The 20,628-nt window shown below is 71.9% G+C and carries 15 protein-coding genes and 1 rRNA gene; 7 read left to right on the top strand and 9 right to left on the bottom strand.

Annotated features, from left to right (window positions below; translation table 11 throughout):
• Positions 1 to 30 precede the first annotated feature (30 nt).
• The gene (gene secA, locus PV682_RS30640) at positions 31 to 2,871 is read right to left on the bottom strand and encodes a preprotein translocase subunit SecA (RefSeq protein ID WP_319735015.1); all 2,841 of its coding nucleotides are present in this window, start codon (positions 2,869 to 2,871) and stop codon (positions 31 to 33) included.
• 439 nt (positions 2,872 to 3,310) lie between these two features.
• On the opposite strand from secA, the gene PV682_RS30645 reads away from it, so the two are divergent.
• Both PV682_RS30645 and PV682_RS30650 read left to right on the top strand, forming a co-directional pair.
• Positions 3,311 to 3,877 (top strand): GNAT family N-acetyltransferase, encoded by a 567-nt coding sequence (locus tag PV682_RS30645; RefSeq protein ID WP_319735016.1) that lies wholly within the window; start codon positions 3,311 to 3,313, stop codon positions 3,875 to 3,877.
• Between the two features lie 691 nt (positions 3,878 to 4,568).
• Entirely contained in the window at positions 4,569 to 5,774 is a 1,206-nt protein-coding gene (locus PV682_RS30650) for a winged helix-turn-helix domain-containing protein (RefSeq protein WP_319735017.1), read from the top strand.
• Positions 5,775 to 5,808: 34 nt separating this feature from the next.
• Here PV682_RS30650 and PV682_RS30655 read toward each other — a convergent pair whose 3' ends face one another.
• From PV682_RS30655 to mtnA, 7 genes are all read right to left on the bottom strand, one after another.
• Entirely contained in the window at positions 5,809 to 6,555 is a 747-nt protein-coding gene (locus PV682_RS30655; protein WP_010356950.1) for a response regulator, read from the bottom strand.
• A 203-nt stretch (positions 6,556 to 6,758) separates the two neighbouring features.
• Positions 6,759 to 7,457 carry a ribosome hibernation-promoting factor, HPF/YfiA family gene (gene hpf, locus PV682_RS30660; RefSeq protein WP_319735018.1) on the bottom strand — a complete coding sequence of 233 codons (699 nt, stop codon included), beginning with the start codon at positions 7,455 to 7,457 and terminating at the stop codon, positions 6,759 to 6,761.
• A 312-nt stretch (positions 7,458 to 7,769) separates the two neighbouring features.
• Entirely contained in the window at positions 7,770 to 8,639 is an 870-nt protein-coding gene (locus tag PV682_RS30665) for a ComF family protein (protein WP_319735035.1), read from the bottom strand.
• Positions 8,640 to 8,876: 237 nt separating this feature from the next.
• Positions 8,877 to 10,694 carry an LpqB family beta-propeller domain-containing protein gene (locus tag PV682_RS30670; protein WP_319735019.1) on the bottom strand — a complete coding sequence of 606 codons (1,818 nt, stop codon included), beginning with the start codon at positions 10,692 to 10,694 and terminating at the stop codon, positions 8,877 to 8,879.
• The gene (gene mtrB, locus PV682_RS30675; RefSeq protein WP_319735020.1) at positions 10,684 to 12,924 is read right to left on the bottom strand and encodes an MtrAB system histidine kinase MtrB; all 2,241 of its coding nucleotides are present in this window, start codon (positions 12,922 to 12,924) and stop codon (positions 10,684 to 10,686) included. Before mtrB ends, PV682_RS30670 begins: the two co-directional genes overlap by 11 nt.
• 1 nt (position 12,925) lies before the next feature.
• Entirely contained in the window at positions 12,926 to 13,615 is a 690-nt protein-coding gene (gene mtrA, locus PV682_RS30680) for a two-component system response regulator MtrA (protein WP_005316841.1), read from the bottom strand.
• A gap of 125 nt (positions 13,616 to 13,740) precedes the next feature.
• The gene (gene mtnA / locus PV682_RS30685; RefSeq protein ID WP_319735022.1) at positions 13,741 to 14,880 is read right to left on the bottom strand and encodes an S-methyl-5-thioribose-1-phosphate isomerase; all 1,140 of its coding nucleotides are present in this window, start codon (positions 14,878 to 14,880) and stop codon (positions 13,741 to 13,743) included.
• Positions 14,881 to 15,020: 140 nt separating this feature from the next.
• Between mtnA and PV682_RS30690 the strand changes: the two genes are divergently transcribed.
• The 5 genes from PV682_RS30690 to PV682_RS30710 are packed head-to-tail and all read left to right on the top strand — an operon-like array spanning position 15,021 to position 20,460.
• The gene (locus PV682_RS30690; protein ID WP_319735023.1) at positions 15,021 to 16,313 is read left to right on the top strand and encodes a glycerophosphoryl diester phosphodiesterase membrane domain-containing protein; all 1,293 of its coding nucleotides are present in this window, start codon (positions 15,021 to 15,023) and stop codon (positions 16,311 to 16,313) included.
• A 4-nt stretch (positions 16,314 to 16,317) separates the two neighbouring features.
• Positions 16,318 to 17,007 (top strand): DUF4129 domain-containing protein, encoded by a 690-nt coding sequence (locus PV682_RS30695; RefSeq protein ID WP_319735024.1) that lies wholly within the window; start codon positions 16,318 to 16,320, stop codon positions 17,005 to 17,007.
• Positions 17,004 to 18,176 (top strand): DUF4350 domain-containing protein, encoded by a 1,173-nt coding sequence (locus tag PV682_RS30700; protein ID WP_319735025.1) that lies wholly within the window; start codon positions 17,004 to 17,006, stop codon positions 18,174 to 18,176. The genes PV682_RS30695 and PV682_RS30700 overlap by 4 nt, the downstream gene beginning before the upstream one ends.
• On the top strand, positions 18,176 to 19,165 hold the full coding sequence (locus tag PV682_RS30705; protein ID WP_319735026.1) for an AAA family ATPase: 990 nt from the start codon (positions 18,176 to 18,178) through the stop codon (positions 19,163 to 19,165). Before PV682_RS30700 ends, PV682_RS30705 begins: the two co-directional genes overlap by 1 nt.
• Positions 19,165 to 20,460 carry a DUF58 domain-containing protein gene (locus PV682_RS30710; RefSeq protein ID WP_319735027.1) on the top strand — a complete coding sequence of 432 codons (1,296 nt, stop codon included), beginning with the start codon at positions 19,165 to 19,167 and terminating at the stop codon, positions 20,458 to 20,460. The genes PV682_RS30705 and PV682_RS30710 overlap by 1 nt, the downstream gene beginning before the upstream one ends.
• Before the next feature lie 93 nt (positions 20,461 to 20,553).
• Here PV682_RS30710 and rrf read toward each other — a convergent pair.
• Positions 20,554 to 20,628 (bottom strand): 5S ribosomal RNA (gene rrf / locus PV682_RS30715); the annotation flags it as partial.

Below are 20,628 nucleotides of genomic sequence, written 5' to 3' on the forward strand. Positions count from 1 at the left end.
GGGCCGCTCAGCCCCGCGCAGCGCCCGGCGTCACTTCCGGCGCCGCTTGGCACCCTTCGCCTGCTTGCGGCGCTCCGCGCGCGTCAGGCCGTCCGCCTCGGACCGCACCGGCTCGTCGTCCTCGTCGAAGTCGCCCTCGATCGTGCCGCCCTCGCCGTCCACGGTCGGCGCGGAGAAGTGCAGCCGCTGCCGCTGAGGCGCGTCGAGGCCCTTCGCCCGGATCTCGGGGCGGGCACCGGCCTGCGCGGGAACGGCGTCCTGCTTCTCCAGGTCGGTCACCGCGTCGGAGACGGGCACCTCCTCGACCTGCTGCTCGACCTGGACCTCCAGGTTGAACAGGTAGCCGACGGACTCCTCCTTGATGCCCTCCATCATGGCCGTGAACATGTCGAAGCCCTCGCGCTGGTACTCGACCAGCGGGTCCTTCTGCGCCATCGCGCGCAGCCCGATGCCCTCCTGGAGATAGTCCATCTCGTAGAGGTGCTCACGCCACTTGCGGTCGAGAACGGACAGCACGACCCGCCGCTCCAGCTCCCGCATGATCTCGGAGCCGAGCTGCGCCTCCCGCTCCTCGTACTGCGCGTGGATGTCGTCCTTGATGGACTCGGAGAGGAACTCGGCGGTGAGCCCGGCCCGGTCGCCCGCCGCGTCCTCCAGCTCCTCGACGGTGATCTTCACCGGGTAGAGCTGCTTGAACGCGCCCCACAGCCGGTCGAGGTCCCAGTCCTCGGCGAAGCCCTCCGCGGTCTCGGCGGAGACGTACGCGTCGATCGTGTCGTCCATGAAGTGCACGACCTGCTCCTGGAGGTCCTCGCCCTCGAGAACGCGGCGCCGCTCGCCGTAGATGACCTCACGCTGCCGGTTGAGCACCTCGTCGTACTTCAGGACGTTCTTGCGCGTCTCGAAGTTCTGCTGCTCGACCTGCGACTGCGCGGACGCGATCGCGCGGGTGACCATCTTGTTCTCGATCGGCACGTCGTCCGGCACGTTCGCCATGGACATCACGCGCTCGACCATCTGCGCCTTGAACAGCCGCATCAGGTCGTCACCGAGGGAGAGGTAGAACCGCGACTCACCGGGGTCGCCCTGACGCCCGGAACGACCGCGGAGCTGGTTGTCGATACGCCGCGACTCGTGCCGCTCGGTGCCCAGCACGTAGAGCCCGCCGGCCGCCTCGACCTCGTCCTTCTCGGCCTTGACCGCCTGCGTGGCCTTCTCCAGCGCGGCGGGCAGCGCCTGCGCCCACTCCTCGATGTGCTCCTCGGGGTCGAGCCCGCGCTGGCGCAGCTCCGCCTCGGCGAGGTCCTCGGGGTTGCCGCCGAGCTTGATGTCGGTACCGCGGCCGGCCATGTTCGTGGCGACCGTGACGGCGCCCTTGCGGCCGGCCTGCGCGACGATCGACGCCTCGCGCTCGTGGTGCTTCGCATTCAGCACCTCGTGCTGGATGCCCCGCTTGGAGAGCTGCTGCGAGAGGTACTCGGACTTCTCGACGGAGGTCGTGCCGACCAGGATCGGCTGGCCCTTCTCGTGCTTCTCCGCGATGTCGTCGACGACCGCCTCGAACTTGGCGACCTCGGTGCGGTAGATCAGGTCCGACTGGTCCTTGCGGATCATCGGCTTGTTCGTGGGGATCGGGACGACGCCGAGCTTGTAGATCTGGTGGAACTCGGCGGCCTCGGTCATCGCCGTACCGGTCATCCCGGACAGGCCCGGGACCTCCTTGCCGGCGTGGTCGGCGCGCTTGTAGAGGCGGAAGAAGTTCTGGAGGGTGATCGTGGCGAGCGTCTGGTTCTCGTCCTTGATGTCCACCCCTTCCTTCGCCTCGATCGCCTGGTGCATGCCCTCGTTGTAGCGGCGGCCGGCGAGGATACGGCCGGTGTGCTCGTCGACGATCATGACTTCGCCGTCCATGACGACGTAGTCCTTGTCCTTCTTGAAGAGCTCCTTCGCCTTGATGGCGTTGTTCAGGTAGCCCACCAGAGGGGTGTTCACCGACTCGTAGAGGTTGTCGATGCCCAGCCAGTCCTCGACCTTGGAGACCCCGGACTCGTGGATCGCGACCGTGCGCTTCTTCTCGTCGACCTCGTAGTCGCCGGTCTCCTCAAGGCCCTTGAGCGGGTTGCCCGCCTCGCCCTTCTTCAGGCGCAGGACGAGCTTGGCGAAGTCGCCGTACCACTTCGTCGCCTGGTCGGCCGGGCCGGAGATGATCAGCGGGGTACGGGCCTCGTCGACGAGAATGGAGTCGACCTCGTCGACAATGGCGAAGTTGTGGCCGCGCTGGACCAGTTCGTCCTGGGACCACGCCATGTTGTCGCGCAGGTAGTCGAAGCCGAACTCGTTGTTCGTGCCGTACGTGATGTCGCAGGCGTACTGCTCGCGGCGCTGCGCCGGCGTCATGTTCGCGAGGATGCAGCCGACCTCGAGACCGAGGAAGCGGTGCACGCGGCCCATCATCTCGGAGTCGCGCTCGGCGAGGTAGTCGTTGACGGTGATGAGGTGCACGCCCTTGCCGGACAGCGCGTTCAGATACGCCGGCAGCGTGCCGACCAGGGTCTTGCCCTCGCCGGTCTTCATCTCCGCGACGTACCCCATGTGCAGCGCGGCGCCGCCCATGATCTGTACGTCGTAGTGCCGCTGGCCGAGGACGCGCTTGGCGGCCTCGCGCACGGTGGCGAACGCCTCGGGCATCAGGTCGTCCAGGCTCTCACCATCGGCGTACCGCTGCTTGTACTCCTCCGTGAGGGCGCGCAGCTCGGCGTCGGAGAGGTCGACGAAGTCCTCTTCGATGGAGTTGACCTGGTCCGCGATGCGGTGCAGCTTGCGCAGGATCTTGCCTTCGCCTGCACGCATGAGCTTCGAGAGGACGGACACGGGGGTTGGTCTCCTTGCCGGTCGGGCCTGGGACGGTCGGGTTCCTTCTGCATTGCTGAGCAACGGCCATCGTATGCGAGGACCCCACCACGCCGGGAGGCCCGCCGTGACACAGCCCACCCGCCGCCCCACAACTCCTACACCCCCACAACGTCCGGCCCCCACGGATAGTGCCGCCCCACCGAACCGAATGTGCACGAATCGTGATCACTTACGCGGGAGGGAAGACCGGACCGACGTACGACGCGCGGGAGGAACGGACGTACGGCGCACGGGGAGGGCCGGCCGCACGACGCACAGGGAGAAACGGCCGTACGGCGCGCGGGAAGAACCTGCCGCACGACGCACAGGAAGGAACGGGCGTACGACGCACAGGGGACGCACGACCCCCGCCCGCCGAAATTGACGCCCCCCGCACGCGCCCGCGCAGAATCACCCGATGCAGCCCGTCACCCTCACCTCCGCCCGCCTGACCCTGCGCCCCGTCGGCCCGCAGGACACCGAAGCGATCCACGCAGCCGCCCAGGACCCCGAGATCCAGCGCTGGACGACCATCCCCTCCCCCTACCTCGCCGAACACGCGCACGCCTTCACCACGGACATCGTCCCCACCGGCTGGGCGACGAACACGATGTACACCTTCGGCGTCTACCTCAGAACCGGCCCCCTGACCGGCATGCTGAGCCTCACCCCCCGCACCCCGGGCACCACGGAAATCGGCTTCTGGACCGCCGAACCCCACCGCTCCCACGGCTACACCACCGAAGCCACCCTCACCGCCGCCCACTGGTCCTTCACCCACCTGGCCACCTCCCGCCTCGAATGGCGAGCCGAAGTAGGCAACAACGCCTCCAGAGCAGTAGCCCAAAACGCAGGCTTCACCTTCGAAGGCACCCTGCGCTCAGCCATCGAGAACAAAGGCGTACGCCGAGACTGCTGGCTGGCCTCACTCCTCCCCCAGGACCTCAACACCCCCACCCCCACGCCATACCTCCCCTCCCACTAACCCCCACCGACAGACGACAACCCCCTGCCCTCCAACTAGCACCGACCCCCCCACCGCAGCCCCCTCCCAACCCGTCCGGCGTGTGAGAACAAGGCCCGTCAAGGGCCGCCCCCCACCCGTCCGGCGTGTGAGAACAAGGCCCGTCCAGGGCCGCCCCCCACCCGTCCGCCTCCAACCCCCTTCGCCCTTCCGCCCCTCCGCCTCCGCCCTTCCGCCCTTCCGCCCTTCCGCCCTTCCGCCTCCGCCCCTCCGCCTCCGCCCCTCCGCCTCCAGCCTTCCGCCCGTCGGCCCCTCCGCCCCTCCGCCCTTCCGCCTTTCCGCCTCCGCCCCTCCGCCTCCGCCCCTCCGCCTCCAGCCTTCCGCCCGTCGGCCCCTCCGCCCCTCCGCCCCTCCGCCCCTCCGCCCCTCCGCCCCTCCGCCCCTCCGCCCCTCCACCCCTGGAGGCAACCCTCCAACCACCCCACCCAGCACCTCATCCCCCACCCACGACCAGAACCTCCCCCCACCCCAGCCCCCTCCCAGCCCGTCCGGCGCTTGAGGACAAGGCCCCTTCGGGGCCGGCCCCGCCCCCTCCGTCAGCCCGGGGTCGAAGGGGCGGAGCCCCTGGAGGATGGGACGGGTAGGGGCGGCGGGGGCGAGAAAACCCCAGGTCAGCCCCCACTGTCAGACCCACCCCCTATCGTGCGAAGACATGACGCCCCTCCCGCCCCCAACCACCACCCTCACCCCCGACGAAGCCCGCCGCATCATCCTCAAGGCCCAGGGCCTCCTGGGCACCCCGGACCGCAGATCCGGCGTCCGAGGCACCCTCCGCCACCTGGGCGCGGTCCAACTGGACACGATCTCCGTCCTGGCCCGCTCCCACGAACTCATCCCGTACGCCCGCCTGGGCGCGGTGGGCCGCAAGACGGTGGAGTCCGCGTACTGGACCCCGACCACCCCCACCACACCCCCGCACGCGTTCGAGTACTGGTCCCACGCGGCCTGCATCCTCCCCATCGAGGAATGGCCCCACTTCGCGTTCCGCCGCCGCGCGTACAGAAACCGCCCCCACTGGAATCACACGCTCCCGGACGGCGTCTACGACCAGGTGATCAAACAACTCCGCGCGGAAGGCCCCCTGACGGCCACGGAGCTGGGCGGCGCGAAGCGAACGAGCGACTGGTGGGACTGGTCGGGCACAAAGGTCGCGGTGGAACGCGCACTGATGTACGGCGAGGTCGTCTGCGTGGACCGCAAAGGCTGGAAACGCGTCTACGACCTGGCAGAACGAGCCATCCCGTCCCACCTCCTGCACGACGACCTCTCGGACAGGGAATGCGTACGCCGCCTGGTCCGCCTGGCCGGCGAGGCCCTGGGCGTAGGCACGAGATCGGACATCGCCGACTACCACCGCCTACGAGCGGACCAGGTAGACGAGGTGATCGAGGACTCGGGCCTGACCCCGGTGACGGTGACGGGCTGGGGCAAACCGGCCTGGGCAGACCCGAAGACCCTGGAGAACCCCCCAAGGGGCCGCCACCGCACGACGCTGCTGTCCCCGTTCGACTCCCTGATCTGGGAGCGGTCGAGAACGGAACGCGTCTTCGGCTTCACCCACCGCCTGGAGGCGTACGTCCCGAAACCCAAGCGCGTACACGGCTATTTCGCGATGCCGGTCCTGGCGGGCGGCCGACTGGTCGGCAGGGTGGACCCGGCGAGAGAGGGCACCACACTGGTGGCGAAGCAGATCTCGCTGGACGGCCCGAAGGCGGTCCCGGCGGTGGCGCAGGCACTGGTGGAAGCGGCGAGCTGGGTGGACTGCCGGGACATCAGGGTGGAACGGGTGACACCCCAGGACCTCCAGGAGCCCCTGGCGAAGGAGACGAGGAGGGCACTGTTCACAGCCCTACGCTGACCGCAGCCGCACGCCGGAGGAAAGCCCCCGAGGCTCACCGGATCTCAAGGATCTTCTCCCGCATCGCATAGACCACGGCCTCCATCCTGGAGTGCAGCTGAAGCTTCTCCAGGATGTTGCGCACATGGTTCTTCACGGTGTTCTCGGAGATGAACAACTCTTTGGCGATGTCCCGGTTGTTCATCCCGGTGGCGACGAGCTTGAGCACTTCGAGTTCCCGGTCGGTGAGCCGCGGCGCGGGCACGAGCCGCCGCTCGTCGGTCCGCTGGATCATCGATTTGAACTCGGTGAGCAGTTTGGACGCCATGGAGGGACTGATCTGGGACTGCCCGTCGGCGACGGCACGGATCGCGGTGGCGACCTCGTCGGTGGAGATCTCCTTGAGCAGATACCCGGTGGCCCCCGCCTTGATCGCGTCGTAGAGGTCGGCTTCCTCATCGCTTATGGTCAACATGATGATCTTCGCGCTGGGCGCCACCTCCTTGATGGAGGTACAGGCCTCGATGCCCCCGCGCTTGGGCATCCGTACGTCCATCAGCACGATGTCGGGCAGCAGATCGGCGGCCTTGTCGACGGCCTCGGCCCCGTCCCCCGCCTCCCCGACGACCTGGATGTCCTCCTCGGCCGCGAGCACGATCTCCAGTCCCCGGCGGAACAGCGCGTGGTCGTCGACGACCAGCACCCTGATCGGCTCCCCCCGCGAGGTGCCCGCGTCCGGGCCCATGCCGACGACGCCGTCGCGCGCGTCCTCGTCCCGCATCGGTCCGAAGCTGTCCGCCATCGTTCCTCCCCCTGAGGCTGGGGCCGTTGGTCCTGTGCCATCGCCAACCCGAGGCAACGGCCCACTCGTTGAGCCGCCCTGGCCATGATTCCATGCCCTGGCGACAATGCGGTGACGGAGCAAGGCGTGAAGTGGTCGCACGGGGGTGCCCCTGGGGGCGCACACGCGCTCCAGGGGCACCCTGAGGGTCATCGCCGGCGCGGTCAGCGGCCGAGCGTGCCGCCGGGTTCGCCGCCGTGCGCCTGCGCGGCGACCATCGTGTCGGTCTGGAGGTGGATCACGCCGTAGTCGTACGCGTGCCGCCGGTAGACGACGCTGGGTTCCTTGGTCTCGGAGTCGACGAAGAGGTAGAAGTCGTGTCCGACCAGTTCCATCTCGTAGAGCGCCTGGTCGAGGGTCATCGGTGCCGCGACGTGGGTCTTCTCCCGGACGACGAGGGGGCCGTCGCCCTGCACCTCAAGCGAGCCCATCTTCTTCGTGGGTACGCCGCCGTTGCGGCCGGCGTCGGCCGGCTCGCCGTCGCTGCCGTTGAGGGTGGCCACGCCCGGGACGTGGTCGGGGACCTCCGCCGCCGTCAGCCGGCGGGACCCGCGCCTGGTGTAGCGCTTGTCGTGCTGCTTGCGCAGCTGCGCGTCGAGCTTCTCCGCCGCCAGGTCGAGCGCCGCGTACGGGTCGCTGGCCGCCGCTTCCGCCCGGATCACCGGGCCGCGGGAACGCAGCGTGATCTCCACCCGGTCCCGGTGGTCGGCCTGTCGGGGGTTCGGCTCCTTGGACACCTCGACGTCCAGGCTGATCACCTTGCCGTCGAGCTTCTGGATCTTCTCCAGGTTCAGCTTCTCGGCCACGTGCTTGCGGAACCGCTCGGCCACTTCGGTCTTACGGCCCTTGACGACGATGTCCACGCAGAACTCCGTTCCCGGATCGCTCCGCTCCGTCGCGGAGCGTCTCCCTTTCGCACCAGATTCCGGTGAGCCCCGGAACCTTCCTACTCGGTGACGTCCACCTCCTCCCCCGAAGGAGAGATCCACATCCTGGGCGGCGCGGGTCTTTTCCCGAAACCGCGCACGGCATTTCGGATTCGAGAGTTGCTGCCTGCGGCTTTCTCTCTGAACCGAACATATCTCGCCCGGACGGATGTCGTCACCCTCTACTCCGCCCTACCTCCGTTCAGGTGAATTGCGCCTCTCACCAGCTGCAACGAAGCGCCTTCTCGATCAGTTCCGGTTTATTTCAAAAGAATCCGGTGATCCAGCGACCACGGCCGCGCACAGCACCCCTCGCCGCCTCCTCTCCACCGGGTGAGGCCCTTCCCGGGCGACTTCACCGGACACTTCTTCACCTCCCCCCTCACACGCCTCCCCAACCACCCGCGCGGCCTCCGCGAGCGAGGCCCCGGTGGTGACGATGTCGTCGACGAGCACGACAGCTCTCCCCCGCAGTACCCGCACCCCCGCGGGGCTCACCCGCAGCGCCCCCGCCAAGTTCTCCCGCCGCTCCCAGTACCCGAGCCCGGCCTGATCCCTCACCCCCGCCCGCTGCCGCACCACGGACGCGACCCGCACGTCCACCCCACCCCGCCGCAACACCCCCGCGGCAGCCAACGCCACCCGCCGCACCGGATCATGCCCCCGAGCCCGCACAGCCCCACGCGCAGACGGCACAGGCACGAGCAACACCCCACCGCCCACAGCCGGCCCGTCTCCCGAAAGCGCCCCTCGCATCACCGCCGCCCTGCCCCCTCCCGGCACCCGGCCCACCACGGCCGCCGCGTCTCCTCCCGCCCCACCGCCCGCACCCGGTCCTCTCCCCGGCACCACCCCCACTCCGCCCAACCCCACCTCCACGGCCCGAGCCAACCCCGCCCCCAGCGCCCCCACCAGCCCCAACGCCCCCCGCTCCTTGTGCGCCAGCAACACCTCCCGCACCGCTCCCGCGTACGGCCCCGCCGCGCACACCGGCGGCAACCCGGCCTGCCGCCCCCTGATCCGCACCCACCGCGCCCTCTCTCCGCTCAACGCCTCCCGACACCGCGCGCAGAGCACCGTACGAGCCCGCCCGCACCCCGCACACTCCCCCGGCAACACCAGGTCACCGAGGTCCCTCCAGTACCGCCGTACACCGTTCACGCATTCCACTGTGCCCACGCCGCCGCCCAGCCGCCACCCCTGTGGAAAACTCCTGACGCGCACCCGTCACCCCGGCCGAAACCCCTCGACCACCCCGGTCCGCCTCGGCCCCGCACCCCGCCCCAGCGCTCCCGGCACTCCCCCCACCGGGCCTGCCACCACCCCGCTCCCAACCCCGATGGCAGACCCCCGAGTTCACCCCGGATAGAACGCCACCGAAGCCGTCGGCTTCAGCGTCCGCCACCCGCTCCCACCCGGCAGCCACAGCAACCCGTCCTTGGACGTGGCGAACAACGGCGCCTCGCTGTCCTCGGACGCGGCGATGCTCTGCACCTCGGTGAGCCCGGGCAGCGCCCCGGTCTCCGGCACCGACCCGTCGCACTGGACGTACTGCACCTGCTCGACCCCGCCGGTCTCCTTGCCGACCACGACGAGCCGGCTGTCGGAGGCCCAGGACACGGCGGTCACCTGCTCCAACTCGGGCGTGGCGGACCGCAGTTCCTGCACGGACACGGTCTCGCGCCCAGCACTGTCCTCGTCCCGCTCGACCCGCCCGACGAACAGCGACTGCTGCCCCCCGGACTCGACGACGAGCGCGACCCGCACCCCGTCGGCCGCCATCCGCACCGCGTTGATCCGTCCCTCAAGACCGGGCGTGCTCACCACGACGGGCGTGTCGTCGCCCTTGGCGAGCAGGTAGAGCCGGGGCGTGAGGGGGTTGCGGTCGGCAACCCACAGATCGCCCTGCGCGTCCCAGGTGGGCGTCGTGAACCGGTCCTTCTCGGTCGCGCCCGCGCTGGTCAGCACGGGGTTGCCGAGCCGGCTGCCGGACGCCAGCGAGGTGATGTACAGCTGCTTGCCGTCGAGCGTGACCCCGGCGGCCTCGCGCTCGTCCCGGGACACGGCCACGGACCGCAGCGCCTTGCCGCCGTCCCCGAACGCGCCGGGCACCGACTCGGGCGCGGAGTCGTTGCCGTCGGCCACCATCCACTGGAGGCGATGGTCGCCGTCGATGAAGTACAGGTGCCCGGGGCTCTGCGCGGACCCGCGCGCGGCGATCCCGGTCGAGCGCCCCGCGCCGAGCGAGCACAACCGCCGTCCGTCGGCCCGCAGTTCGACCTCGTCGACCGCCGGGGTGAGGCTCTGGAGGGTGAACAGGATCTGCGCGGCCATCTCGTCGCACTTGCCCTGCTTCACGCCCGCGGCCTTGCCGTCGAGCGGCACGGTGAGCTTGTTCTGGTCGTCCGGCACGAGCGGCCCGGCGTCGTCCGCGAGGGCCGTCCCCGTGGGGAAGCCCGACCGGACGACGGGCCGCAGCCAGTTCGTGGGCCCGTCGAGCAGGGAGCGCACCATCTGGGTCGTCGGGTCGACGCGCTTGCGCACGTACACGGGGTCCGCGACGGCGGCGGGCACGGTCCCCACACGCGCGCGGGAGGCGAAGTAGTACTTGTTGACGGACGTGTAGTTGCGGGCGAAGTCCGACCGCCCCATGACGACGCCCTGGGGCAGTTCGTCGATCCGCCACTGTTCCTTGTCGTCCTGCACGAGGTGCAGGGTCTGCCGGTACTTGCCCACCTGGGGCGTGTACGACTGCTGCGCGTCCACGGTGGCCACGCGCTCGCCGTCGAGGGTGATCGACATGTCCGCGCCGCCCTCACGCCCGCCCGGGCGCTCCTGCATCGGCTGCGGGCCGACGTCCAGGACCGTCGTGGAGCTCTCCGGGTCCCAGGTCTTGGCGGCCTTGCCGATCAGGTACTTGCGGGCCGTCGCGTAGTCCGGGTCGTCGCTGGTCAGCGCTTCGAGGAAGCCCTGGACGATCGCCCCGGGCGTCGCCCCCTCCTGCGGCGGCATCGCGAACACGCGCACCTGCGTGTCCTGCCGGGGCGTCGACTCCACCCCGCGCAGGTCGCCGTGGTCGGGCATCGAGGCACACCCGCTCAGCAGAACGGCCCCGCAGACGACGTACGCGGCAACCCGCCCCGACACCCGCCGGGCACCCCCCTCACCGCCCACGAGCGGCCTCCCCTTCCCCACTGGAGCCAGATGAACCAGCCAAGCCGGATGAACCGGACGCATCCAGCCCCCCGGAAGCACCACCGGCACCGCCCCGCAGCGCCTCCGCGGCGGCCGGCACGTCCACAGAGACCGACACGCCCGCCGAAGCCGACACGTCCGCGGCAACCGATGCACCCATCGGGCCCGGCACGTCGACAGAAACCACCGAAGCCGCTCCGTCCGCCGAAACCGCCGCCTCCGTCACAGCCCGTTCCTCCGCGGCCGTCTCCCCCGGAACCGTCCCTCCCGCGCGCGGGACGACCCGCGCCCCGCTCCCCGGCAGCGCCGTCGGATCGGCCGTGGCGGACACCGTGCCCACGCGCGGAAGCCGGTCGGCGCTCTGCTGCACCGGCACGGTCGCGCTCTTCTCGCGCGCGCGGGAGGCACCGTCCGCCCCCCGGTTCCTGCGCGAGTCCTTCGGCTCCAGCGGTATCGGCGACCCGCGCAGCGGCTCGTCGGCCGTACGGGGCAGCGTCAGCCGGAACTGCGAGCCGCCCCCGGGCTCGCCCCACGCCTGGAGCCAGCCGCCGTGCAGGCGCGCGTCCTCCAGCGCGATCGACAGCCCGAGCCCGGTCCCGCCGGTCGTCCTCGCGCGCGCGGGGTCGGCTCGCCAGAACCGGCTGAACACGCGCGTGGCCTCACCGGGCTTCAGCCCGACGCCGTAGTCGCGCACGGCGACGGCGACGGCGCCCCCGGCGGCGGCCAGCTTCACCACCACGTCCCGCCCCTCACCGTGCTCCACGGCGTTGACGACGAGGTTGCGCAGCACCCGCTCCACACGCCGCGCGTCGGCCTCGGCGACAACAGGCTGCTGATCGCCGACGACGCGTACGGCCGTCCCCTTGCGCTCGGCGAGCGGCGCGGCCCCGTCGACGACCCGCCGTACGACCTCGCGCAGGTCTATCGGCTCGGCCTCCAGCGCCGCCGCGCCCGCGTCGAACCGGCTGATCTCCAGCAGGTCGGCGAGGAGCGTCTCGAACCGGTCCAGCTGGTCGGCGAGGAGTTCGGCGGAGCGCGCGGTCATCGGATCGAAGTCCTCGCGCGCGTCGTGGATGACGTCGGCGGCCATCCGTACGGTCGTCAGGGGGGTGCGCAGTTCGTGCGACACGTCGGACACGAACCGGCGCTGCATCCGCGAGAGGTCCTCCAGCTGCTGGATCTTCAGCTGGAGGTTCTGCGCCATCTTGTTGAACGCCTCGCCCAGGCGCGCGATGTCGTCCTCGCCGGTGACCTTCATCCGCTCCTGCAACCGCCCGGCGGACAGCCGCTCGGCGATCCCGGCGGCCATCCGCACGGGCGTGACGACCTGCCGCACGACGAGCCAGGCGATCGCCCCGAGGAGGACGACGACGAAGAGCCCGGCGGTCGCCAGGGTGCCCTTGACGAGGCTGAGGGACTTCTCCTCCTGGGTGAGCGGGAAGAGGTAGTACAGCTCGTAGGCGGCGCCGTTGGGGTCGCTGAGCCGCTTGCCGATGACCAGCGCGGGCTGCGACTCCTTGCCGCTGTCGTAGCGGATGCGGGTGTAGCTCTGGGCGGCGGAGGTGGAGTCCCTCAGGCGCGCGCGCAGGGCGTCCGGCACGCTCGCGGTGGGGCTCACGCCCCCGGAGGCGCGCGGCCCCGGCCCGCCCTCACCGCCGCCGGTGGGCAGCGTGACGACGTCGAAGGCGCCCTGGCCGCCGCTGGAGAGCGACGACACGAGGACGCTGAGCCACGGGCTGACGTTCTGCGCGGAGCGGTCGGTGGAGGAGGCCGGCCCGTCGCCGGCGGCCTCCGTGTCGGCCTGCTGCTTGGCGACCGCGAACCCGCCGGTGGCCTGGCTCTGCGAGGCGCGCACCTTGGCGTCCAGCAGGCCGTTGCGGACCTGCCCGATGACGACGAACCCGAGCAGCAGGACGACGCCCAGGGACATCAGCAGGGTGGTGACGACGACCTTGAGCTGGATGTTGCGCCGCCACAGCCGCATCACCGGCAGCAGCGGACGCCGTACCCAGCGCAGCAGCAGCCGCAGCACTGGGCTGCCCTGTACGCCGCCCTGGAGGAGCCCGCCGTCCAGGAGCCGCCCGAAACGGTCCTTGGCCGTCCTGGGGCCCTTCAGGGCCCTCAGAGCCTGATCGCTGTCCCGGCCGACAGGCCGCTGCGGCCGGGCCCCTGACCGGCCTGGCGCCGAAGCGGCACTGTCCCCGGACATGTCAGCTCGGCCCGGCCTTGTAACCGACACCGCGGACGGTCACGACGATCTCCGGGCGCTCCGGGTCCTTCTCGACCTTGGAGCGCAGCCGCTGCACGTGCACGTTGACCAGGCGGGTGTCGGCCGCGTGCCGGTAGCCCCACACCTGCTCGAGGAGCACCTCGCGCGTGAAGACCTGCCACGGCTTGCGCGCGAGCGCGACCAGCAGGTCGAACTCCAGCGGCGTCAGCGCGATCGACTGCCCGTCGCGCTTGACCGAGTGCCCGGCGACGTCGATGACCAGGTCGCCTATCGTCAGCTGCTCCGGCGCCGGCTCCTCGGACCGCCGCAGGCGCGCACGGATCCGCGCGACCAGCTCCTTCGGCTTGAACGGCTTGACGATGTAGTCATCGGCCCCGGACTCCAGGCCCACCACCACATCGACGGTGTCGCTCTTCGCCGTGAGCATCACGATCGGCACCCCGGACTCCGCCCGGATCAGCCGGCACACCTCGATGCCGTCCCTCCCGGGCAGCATCAGATCCAGCAGCACCAGATCCGGCTTGGCCTCCCGGAAAGCAGCCAGCGCCTTGTCACCGTCGGCTACGAAAGACGGCTCAAAACCCTCACCACGCAGCACGATGCCGAGCATCTCGGCCAGTGCGGTGTCGTCGTCGACGACAAGGACTCGTCCCTTCATAAACGACATCATCCCATTCTCATAACGGTGCCCGGAGCGCAGGTGAGGCAGGTCACTGACCCGTGACCATAGCCGCCCCGACCGGTCACTGTCTGCCCAGGCCCCCTCCCCACCCGCGCCCGCGCACCCGCGTACGGCTAGATCGTCACCCGCCGTGACCTCGCGCACAGCCCGGCGATCGCCTCCGCGGTCACCGGCGAGACAGCCCCCTCCTCGGTGACGACGGCCGTCACCAGCTCGGGCGGCGTCACGTCGAACGCCGGGTTGTACGCCTGGGTGCCGAGCGGCGCGACGGGAATCCCGCCGCCCGATCCGACGACCGGTGCCTGCGGCGCGACGACCTCCGTCACCTCGTACCCGGGCCGCTGCTCGACCTCGATCGACGCCCCGTCAGGAGTCCCCAGGTCGATCGTCGTCACCGGCGCGACCACGACGAACGGCACGTGGTGGTAGCGCGCGAGGACCGCCAGCGGATAGCTGCCGATCTTGTTCGCCACCGACCCGTCGGCCGCGATCCGGTCCGCCCCGATGAGCACCGCGTCCACTTCCCCGGCCGCGAACAGCGACCCCGCCGCGTTGTCGGTGAGCAGCGTGTACGCCATCCCGCTGCGCGCCGCCTCGTACGCCGTGAGCCGCGCCCCCTGGAGCAGCGGACGCGTCTCGTCCACCCACAGCCGGCGCAGCCGCCCCGCGCGGTGCGCGGCCAGCGCCACCGCGAACGCCGTCCCCTCCCCGCCGGACACCAGCGAACCGGTGTTGCAGTGGGTGAGGATCCGGTGCCCGCCGCCCGGCAGCAGCTCGTCGAGGAGCGCGAGCCCGTGCCGCGCCATCCCGGCGCTGGCCTCGGCGTCCTCCTGGTGCAGCCGCCGGGCCGCGGCCAGCGCCGCCTGCGCGGCCCGCCGCTCGTCCCCGCCCTCGTCGAGCGCGGCCCGGTGCGCGTCCAGGGCCCGCGTCACGCCGACGGAGAGGTTCACGGCGGTCGGGCGCGCGCCTGCGAGAGCCGCCGCCGCCTCCTGGGCGTCGAACCCGCGCGCGGCGGCGAGCGCGACCCCGTACGCCCCGGCGACGCCCAGCAGCGGTGCCCCGCGCACGGCGAGCGATCTGATCGCCTCCACCAGCACGGACGCGTCCGTGCACACCAGCTCGACCTCCTCGGCCGGCAGTCTCGTCTGGTCGAGGAGGACCAGAACGGGCCCTTCCGGCAGCTCCTCCCATCGGAGCACCGGTATCCCGGTGGGGCGGTCGTCGTCTCCCGTGCGCGTGTACGGATCAGCCATGCGGTGAGTCTGCCCAGGATCCGCCGGACCATGGAAGGTTCGCGGTGCCCACCGCGGCCGGTCCCGCTGTCGGTGCCCCATGACACGATGGCACCCAACCTGCCGCCGCGACCGCGGACCGGCGCCGTGAAGGAGCGACGATGAACGACACTCCGGGCTGGGCCTCGCCCGGATCGGCCCCCGAGGGCCCCGAAGGACAGGAGTCCACCCCGCCCTCGGACCAGCGGGACGGCCGACCGTCCGACTCCGGCACGCAGTGGTCCCAGAAACAGCCGCCCGCCGGCCAGTGGACCGCGCCCACGCGCCAGCCGCCCGGCCAGACGCCCCCGCCGCCGCCCCCACCGGGCCCGGGCGCCCCCACGGGCTGGAACGCCCCGACGACCCACCCCGGCGGCGGCTACGGCGCCCCCGGCGGCTGGGGCACCGGCTGGGGAGGCCCGCCGCCCGCCGCGAAGCCCGGCGTCATCCCGCTGCGCCCCCTGGGCGTGGGCGAGATCCTCGACGGCGCGGTCTCCACCATGCGCACGTACTGGCGCACGGTCCTCGGCATCTCCCTGGCCGTCGCCGTCGTCGTGGAGATCATCACCGTCCTCGTCCAGGGCCTGCTCCTGGACGACGCGAGCACGGACGCCATCGGCGACCCGAACGCCAGCTTCGACGAGGTCAGCCGCGCCCTGGGCGACTCGATGACCGCCTCGACGGTCGTCTACGCGGTCTCCCTGATCGGCACGATCATCGCGACCGCCCTGCTCACCACCGTCGTCAGCCGCGCGATCCTCGGCAAGGCCGTCTCGCCCGGCGAGGCCTGGCGCGACGCCCTCCCGCGCCTGCCGCGCCTGTTCGCGCTGATCCTGCTGATGCTGGTCCTCGTGGTCGGCACGATGGTCGTCGGCGCCCTGCCCGGCATCCTGGTGGCCGCCGCGGGCGGTGCCACGGCGGCGGGCGTCGCCCTGGCCCTCATCGGCGTCTTCGCCGGGCTCGCCGTCGCCATCTGGATCGGCGTCCGCTTCTCCCTCGCGCCGCCCGCGCTGATGCTGGAGAAACAGGGCATCAAGAAGGCGCTGGGCCGCTCCGTCAAGCTGGTGCGCGGCTCCTGGTGGCGGGTCTTCGGCATCCAGCTGCTCGGCACGATCATCTCCAACATCCTCGCGATGATCGTCGTCGTCCCGTTCGCCCTGATCGGCGCCGCCCTCGGGGACGGCGGCCTGAACGGCCTCGTCACCGACCCCGCCGTCTCCTACGGCTGGACGTACCTGATCATCAGCGGCATCGGCGCCGTCATCGGCTACATGATCACGTTCCCGATCACCGCTGGCGTCTCCGTCCTCCTGTACGTCGACCAGCGCATCCGGCGCGAGGCCCTCGACCTCGAACTCGCCCGCGCCGCCGGCCTCCAGGACTACGGCACCACCGGCACCACCCCCGGGAGCTGACGGCGTGCACGGGACGGGGGGAACGATCGGGGCCCTGTGGTCGGCGGTCTCGGACGACACACCGCCGCTGACCACACCCCGCGATCCCGCGCGGGAGGCGGCCCGCCGCGAACTGTCCAGGCGGCTGTACCACGAGAACGACCCCAACCTCGTCCAGCGCGCCCTGGACGCCCTCTGGAAGTGGCTGGGCGACCTCTTCGACACGGCGGCCGGCGCCACCCCGGGCGGCCCGCTCGGCCTCGCCGTCATCGCCCTGTCCGTCCTCGCCGTCGTCGCCGCCCTCTGGTGGCGCCTGGGCACCCCCCGCCGTACGCCCGCCTCCCCGTCCGACGCCCTCTTCGGCGCCCGCGCGCGCAGCGCCGCCGACCACCGCGCCGCCGCCGAGGAGCACGCCGCCCACGGCCACTGGAACCCGGCCGTCCAGGAGCGGATGCGCGCCATCGTCCGCGCCCTGGAGGAGCGCGCCCTCCTCGACGCCCGCCCCGGCCGCACCGCCGACGAGGCCGCCGCCGAAGCCGCCCGCGCCCTCCCCGACCACACCGACGCCCTGCACGCGGCGGCCCGCGCCTTCGACGACGTCACGTACGGCGGCCGGTCCGCGAGCGAACAGGCGTACCGGCGCATCGCGAGCCTCGACGAGACCATCGACCGTACGAAGCCCCGGCTCACGGACCGCCAGGGGGCCGCCCGATGACCACCTCGGCCTCCCCCACCGCCCGCCACCTGTGGACCCGCGCGCGGGGCGTCGCCCTCGCCGTCGCCCTCCTCCTCGTCGCGGGCATCACCGTCGCCGCGCTCCAGTCCGACACCCACCACGGCGAACTCGACCCGCGCTCCGCCGACCCCTACGGCAGCCGCGCGATCGCCGAACTCCTCGCCGACCGGGGCGTCACCACGCGCGTGGTGACCACGCTGGCCGACGCGCGCGCGGCGGCAGGCCCCGACAGCACCCTCCTGGTCACCGTCCCCGACCTGCTGACCGAACGCCAGCAGAGCGACCTGCGCGCCACGACCGCCGGCTCCGGCGGCCGAACCGTCCTCGTCGCCCCGGGCAGCTGGTCCGTCCAGACCCTCGCCCCCGGGGTCGTCGCCGACCCGGCGACCAGCCGCGACACCACCCTCGACCCCGACTGCGCGCTCCCCGAGGCCCGCCGCGCGGGCGCCGCCGACACCGGCGGCCACCGCTACACCGTCACCCGCCAGGGCATCGACGAGTGCTACCCGAGCCGCCGCCTCGCCACCCTCCTGCGCGTCCCCGCCGACTCCGGGGACGGCGACACGATCGTCCTCGGCGCCCCCGACATCCTCCTCAACGACCGCCTCGACGAGCAGGGCAACGCCTCCCTCGCCCTCCAACTCCTCGGTTCCCGCCCGCATCTGGTCTGGTACCTCCCCTCGCTCTCCGACTCCACCACCGGCCCGCAGGAGGAGAAGAGCCTCTTCGACCTGCTCCCCTCCGGCTGGCTGTGGGGCACCCTGCAACTCTTCGTCGCCGCCGCACTCGCCGCCCTGTGGCGGGCCCGCCGCTTCGGCCCGCTCGTCCCCGAACGCCTTCCGGTCGCGATCCGCGCCTCCGAGACCGTCGAAGGCCGCGCCCGCCTCTACCGCAGGGCCGACGCCCGCGACCGCGCCGCCGACGCCCTGCGCTCCGCCACCCGCATCCGCCTCGCCCCCCTCCTCGGCGTCCCCGCCGCCCTGGCCCACACGCCCGAAACCCTGATCCCCGCCCTGTCCGACCGCCTCGGCGCCGACGGACAGCCCCTGCACACCCTCCTCTTCGGCCCCCCGCCAGGCGACGACGCGGCCCTGACCGCCCTCGCCGACCGACTCGACGCCCTCGAAAGTGAGGTACGCCGTCCATGATGGACCCGACCACTGACAACGCCGGGAACACCGGCGACCCGAGCGCCGCCCGCGCCTCCCTGGAGGCCCTGCGCGCCGAGATCGCCAAGGCCGTGGTCGGCCAGGACCCCGCCGTCACGGGCGTCGTCGTCGCCCTCCTGTGCCGGGGCCACGTCCTGCTCGAAGGCGTCCCGGGCGTCGCCAAGACCCTCCTGGTCCGCGCCCTGGCCGCCGCCCTCGACCTCGACACCAAGCGCGTCCAGTTCACCCCCGACCTCATGCCGAGCGACGTGACGGGCTCCCTCGTCTACGACACCCGCAGCGCCGAGTTCTCCTTCCAGCCCGGCCCGGTCTTCACCAACCTCCTCCTCGCCGACGAGATCAACCGCACCCCGCCGAAGACCCAGTCGTCCCTCCTGGAGGCCATGGAGGAGCGCCAGGTCACCGTCGACGGCACCCCGCGCCCGCTCCCCGACCCGTTCCTGGTCGCCGCGACCCAGAACCCCGTCGAGTACGAGGGCACGTACCCCCTCCCCGAGGCCCAACTCGACCGCTTCCTCCTCAAACTGACGATCCCCCTGCCCTCCCGCCAGGACGAGATCGACGTCCTCACCCGCCACGCCGAAGGCTTCGACCCCCGCGACCTGCGCGCCGCCGGCGTACGCCCCGTGGCCACCGCCGCCGACCTCGAAGCCGCCCGCGCGGCCGTCGCGAAGACCTCCGTCTCCCCCGAGATCACCGCGTACGTCGTCGACATCTGCCGCGCCACCCGCGAATCCCCGTCGCTGACCCTCGGCGTCTCCCCGCGCGGGGCGACCGCTCTGCTGGCGGCCTCCCGCGCGTGGGCGTGGCTCACGGGCCGCGACTACGTCATCCCGGACGACGTGAAGGCCCTCGCCCTGCCCACGCTCAGGCACCGCGTCCAGCTCCGCCCCGAGGCCGAGATGGAGGGCGTCACCGCCGACTCCGTCATCACTTCTGTCCTCGCCCACGTCCCCGTCCCCCGCTGATGGCACTCACCGGCCGCGCCGCGCTCCTCGCGGCCCTCGGCTCCCTCCCCGTCGGCCTCTGGGACCCGAACTGGACAGGCATCCTGGCCGTCAACGCCCCCTTGGCACTGGCCTGCGCCTGCGACTTCGCCCTCGCGGCCCCCGTACGACGACTCTCCCTGACCCGCTCCGGCGACACAACCGCCCGCCTGGGTGAGCCCGCGGACGTCACGTTGACGATCACCAACCCTTCCCGCCGCCCCCTCAAGGCCGACCTCCGGGACGCCTGGCCCCCCAGCACCGCCCCGGAGACCGACCGCCACCCCATCACGATCCCCACCGGCGAACGCCGCCGCGCCACCACCCGCCTGCGACCGACCCGCCGCGGCGACCACCAGGCCGACCGCGTCACCATCCGCTCGTACGGCCCCCTCGGCCTCTTCACCCGCCAGGGCACCCACAAGGTCCCCTGGACGGTCCGCGCTCTTCCCCCGTTCACCAGCCGCAAACACCTCCCCGCCAAACTGGCCCGCCTACGGGAGCTCGACGGCCGAACCAGCGTCCTCACGCGCGGGGAGGGCACCGAGTTCGACAGCCTCCGCGAGTACGTCCCCGGCGACGACACCCGCTCCATCGACTGGCGCGCCACCGCCCGCCAGACCACCGTCGCCCTGCGCACATGGCGCCCCGAACGCGACCGCCACATCCTCCTGGTCCTCGACACCGGCCGCACCTCCGCGGGCCGCGTGGACGACGCCCCCCGCCTCGACGCCGCGATGGACGCCGCCCTCCTGCTGGCCGCCCTCGCCTCCCGCGCCGGCGACCGCGTCGACCTCCTGGCCCACGACCGCCGCACCCGCGCCCTCGTCCAGGGCCGCACCGCCCGGGACGTCCTCCCCTCCCTGGTCAACGCCATGGCCACCCTGGAAGCGGAACTGGTCGAAACAGACACCCGCGCCCTCACCTCGACGATCCTCCGTACGGCGCCCCGACGCACCCTGCTCGTCCTGCTGACGACGCTCGACACAGCCCCCGTCGAGGAGGGCCTCCTCCCCGTCCTCCCTCAGCTCACCCAGCGCCACACAGTCCTCGTGGCCTCCGTCGCCGACCCGCACATCACCCGGATGGCGGCGGCCCGAGGCGATGTCGACGCGATCTACGAAGCGGCGGCAGCTGCCCAGGCCCAGTCGGAACGCCACCGCACGGCCGAACGACTCCGGCGCCACGGGGTCACCGTCGTCGACGCGACTCCCGAGGAATTGGCGCCTGCATTGGCAGACGCGTATCTGGCACTGAAGGCAGCTGGGCGCCTGTAGAAAACAGAAAAGCCCCTCCGGAGGGAGGGGCTCGAAAAGGAGCCGAAAAGCAAGAAACCCCGCACCGAAGTGCGGGGGTTCCCCACAATGATTGTTCGGCGGCGTCCTACTCTCCCACAGGGTCCCCCCTGCAGTACCATCGGCGCTGTAAGGCTTAGCTTCCGGGTT

Source organism: Streptomyces niveiscabiei (genome assembly GCF_033794345.1).
Lineage (GTDB): Bacteria > Actinomycetota > Actinomycetes > Streptomycetales > Streptomycetaceae > Streptomyces > Streptomyces niveiscabiei.

Coding starts and splice junctions, on each gene's coding strand:
- mtnA (WP_319735022.1), bottom strand. CDS start 14,880: ATGGCTGATCCGTACACGCGCACGGGAGACGACGACCGCCCCACCGGG.
- PV682_RS30690 (WP_319735023.1), top strand. CDS start 15,021: ATGAACGACACTCCGGGCTGGGCCTCGCCCGGATCGGCCCCCGAGGGC.
- PV682_RS30650 (WP_319735017.1), top strand. CDS start 4,569: ATGACGCCCCTCCCGCCCCCAACCACCACCCTCACCCCCGACGAAGCC.
- PV682_RS30655 (WP_010356950.1), bottom strand. CDS start 6,555: ATGGCGGACAGCTTCGGACCGATGCGGGACGAGGACGCGCGCGACGGC.
- mtrA (WP_005316841.1), bottom strand. CDS start 13,615: ATGATGTCGTTTATGAAGGGACGAGTCCTTGTCGTCGACGACGACACC.
- PV682_RS30700 (WP_319735025.1), top strand. CDS start 17,004: ATGACCACCTCGGCCTCCCCCACCGCCCGCCACCTGTGGACCCGCGCG.
- mtrB (WP_319735020.1), bottom strand. CDS start 12,924: ATGTCCGGGGACAGTGCCGCTTCGGCGCCAGGCCGGTCAGGGGCCCGG.
- PV682_RS30710 (WP_319735027.1), top strand. CDS start 19,165: ATGGCACTCACCGGCCGCGCCGCGCTCCTCGCGGCCCTCGGCTCCCTC.
- PV682_RS30645 (WP_319735016.1), top strand. CDS start 3,311: ATGCAGCCCGTCACCCTCACCTCCGCCCGCCTGACCCTGCGCCCCGTC.
- PV682_RS30705 (WP_319735026.1), top strand. CDS start 18,176: ATGGACCCGACCACTGACAACGCCGGGAACACCGGCGACCCGAGCGCC.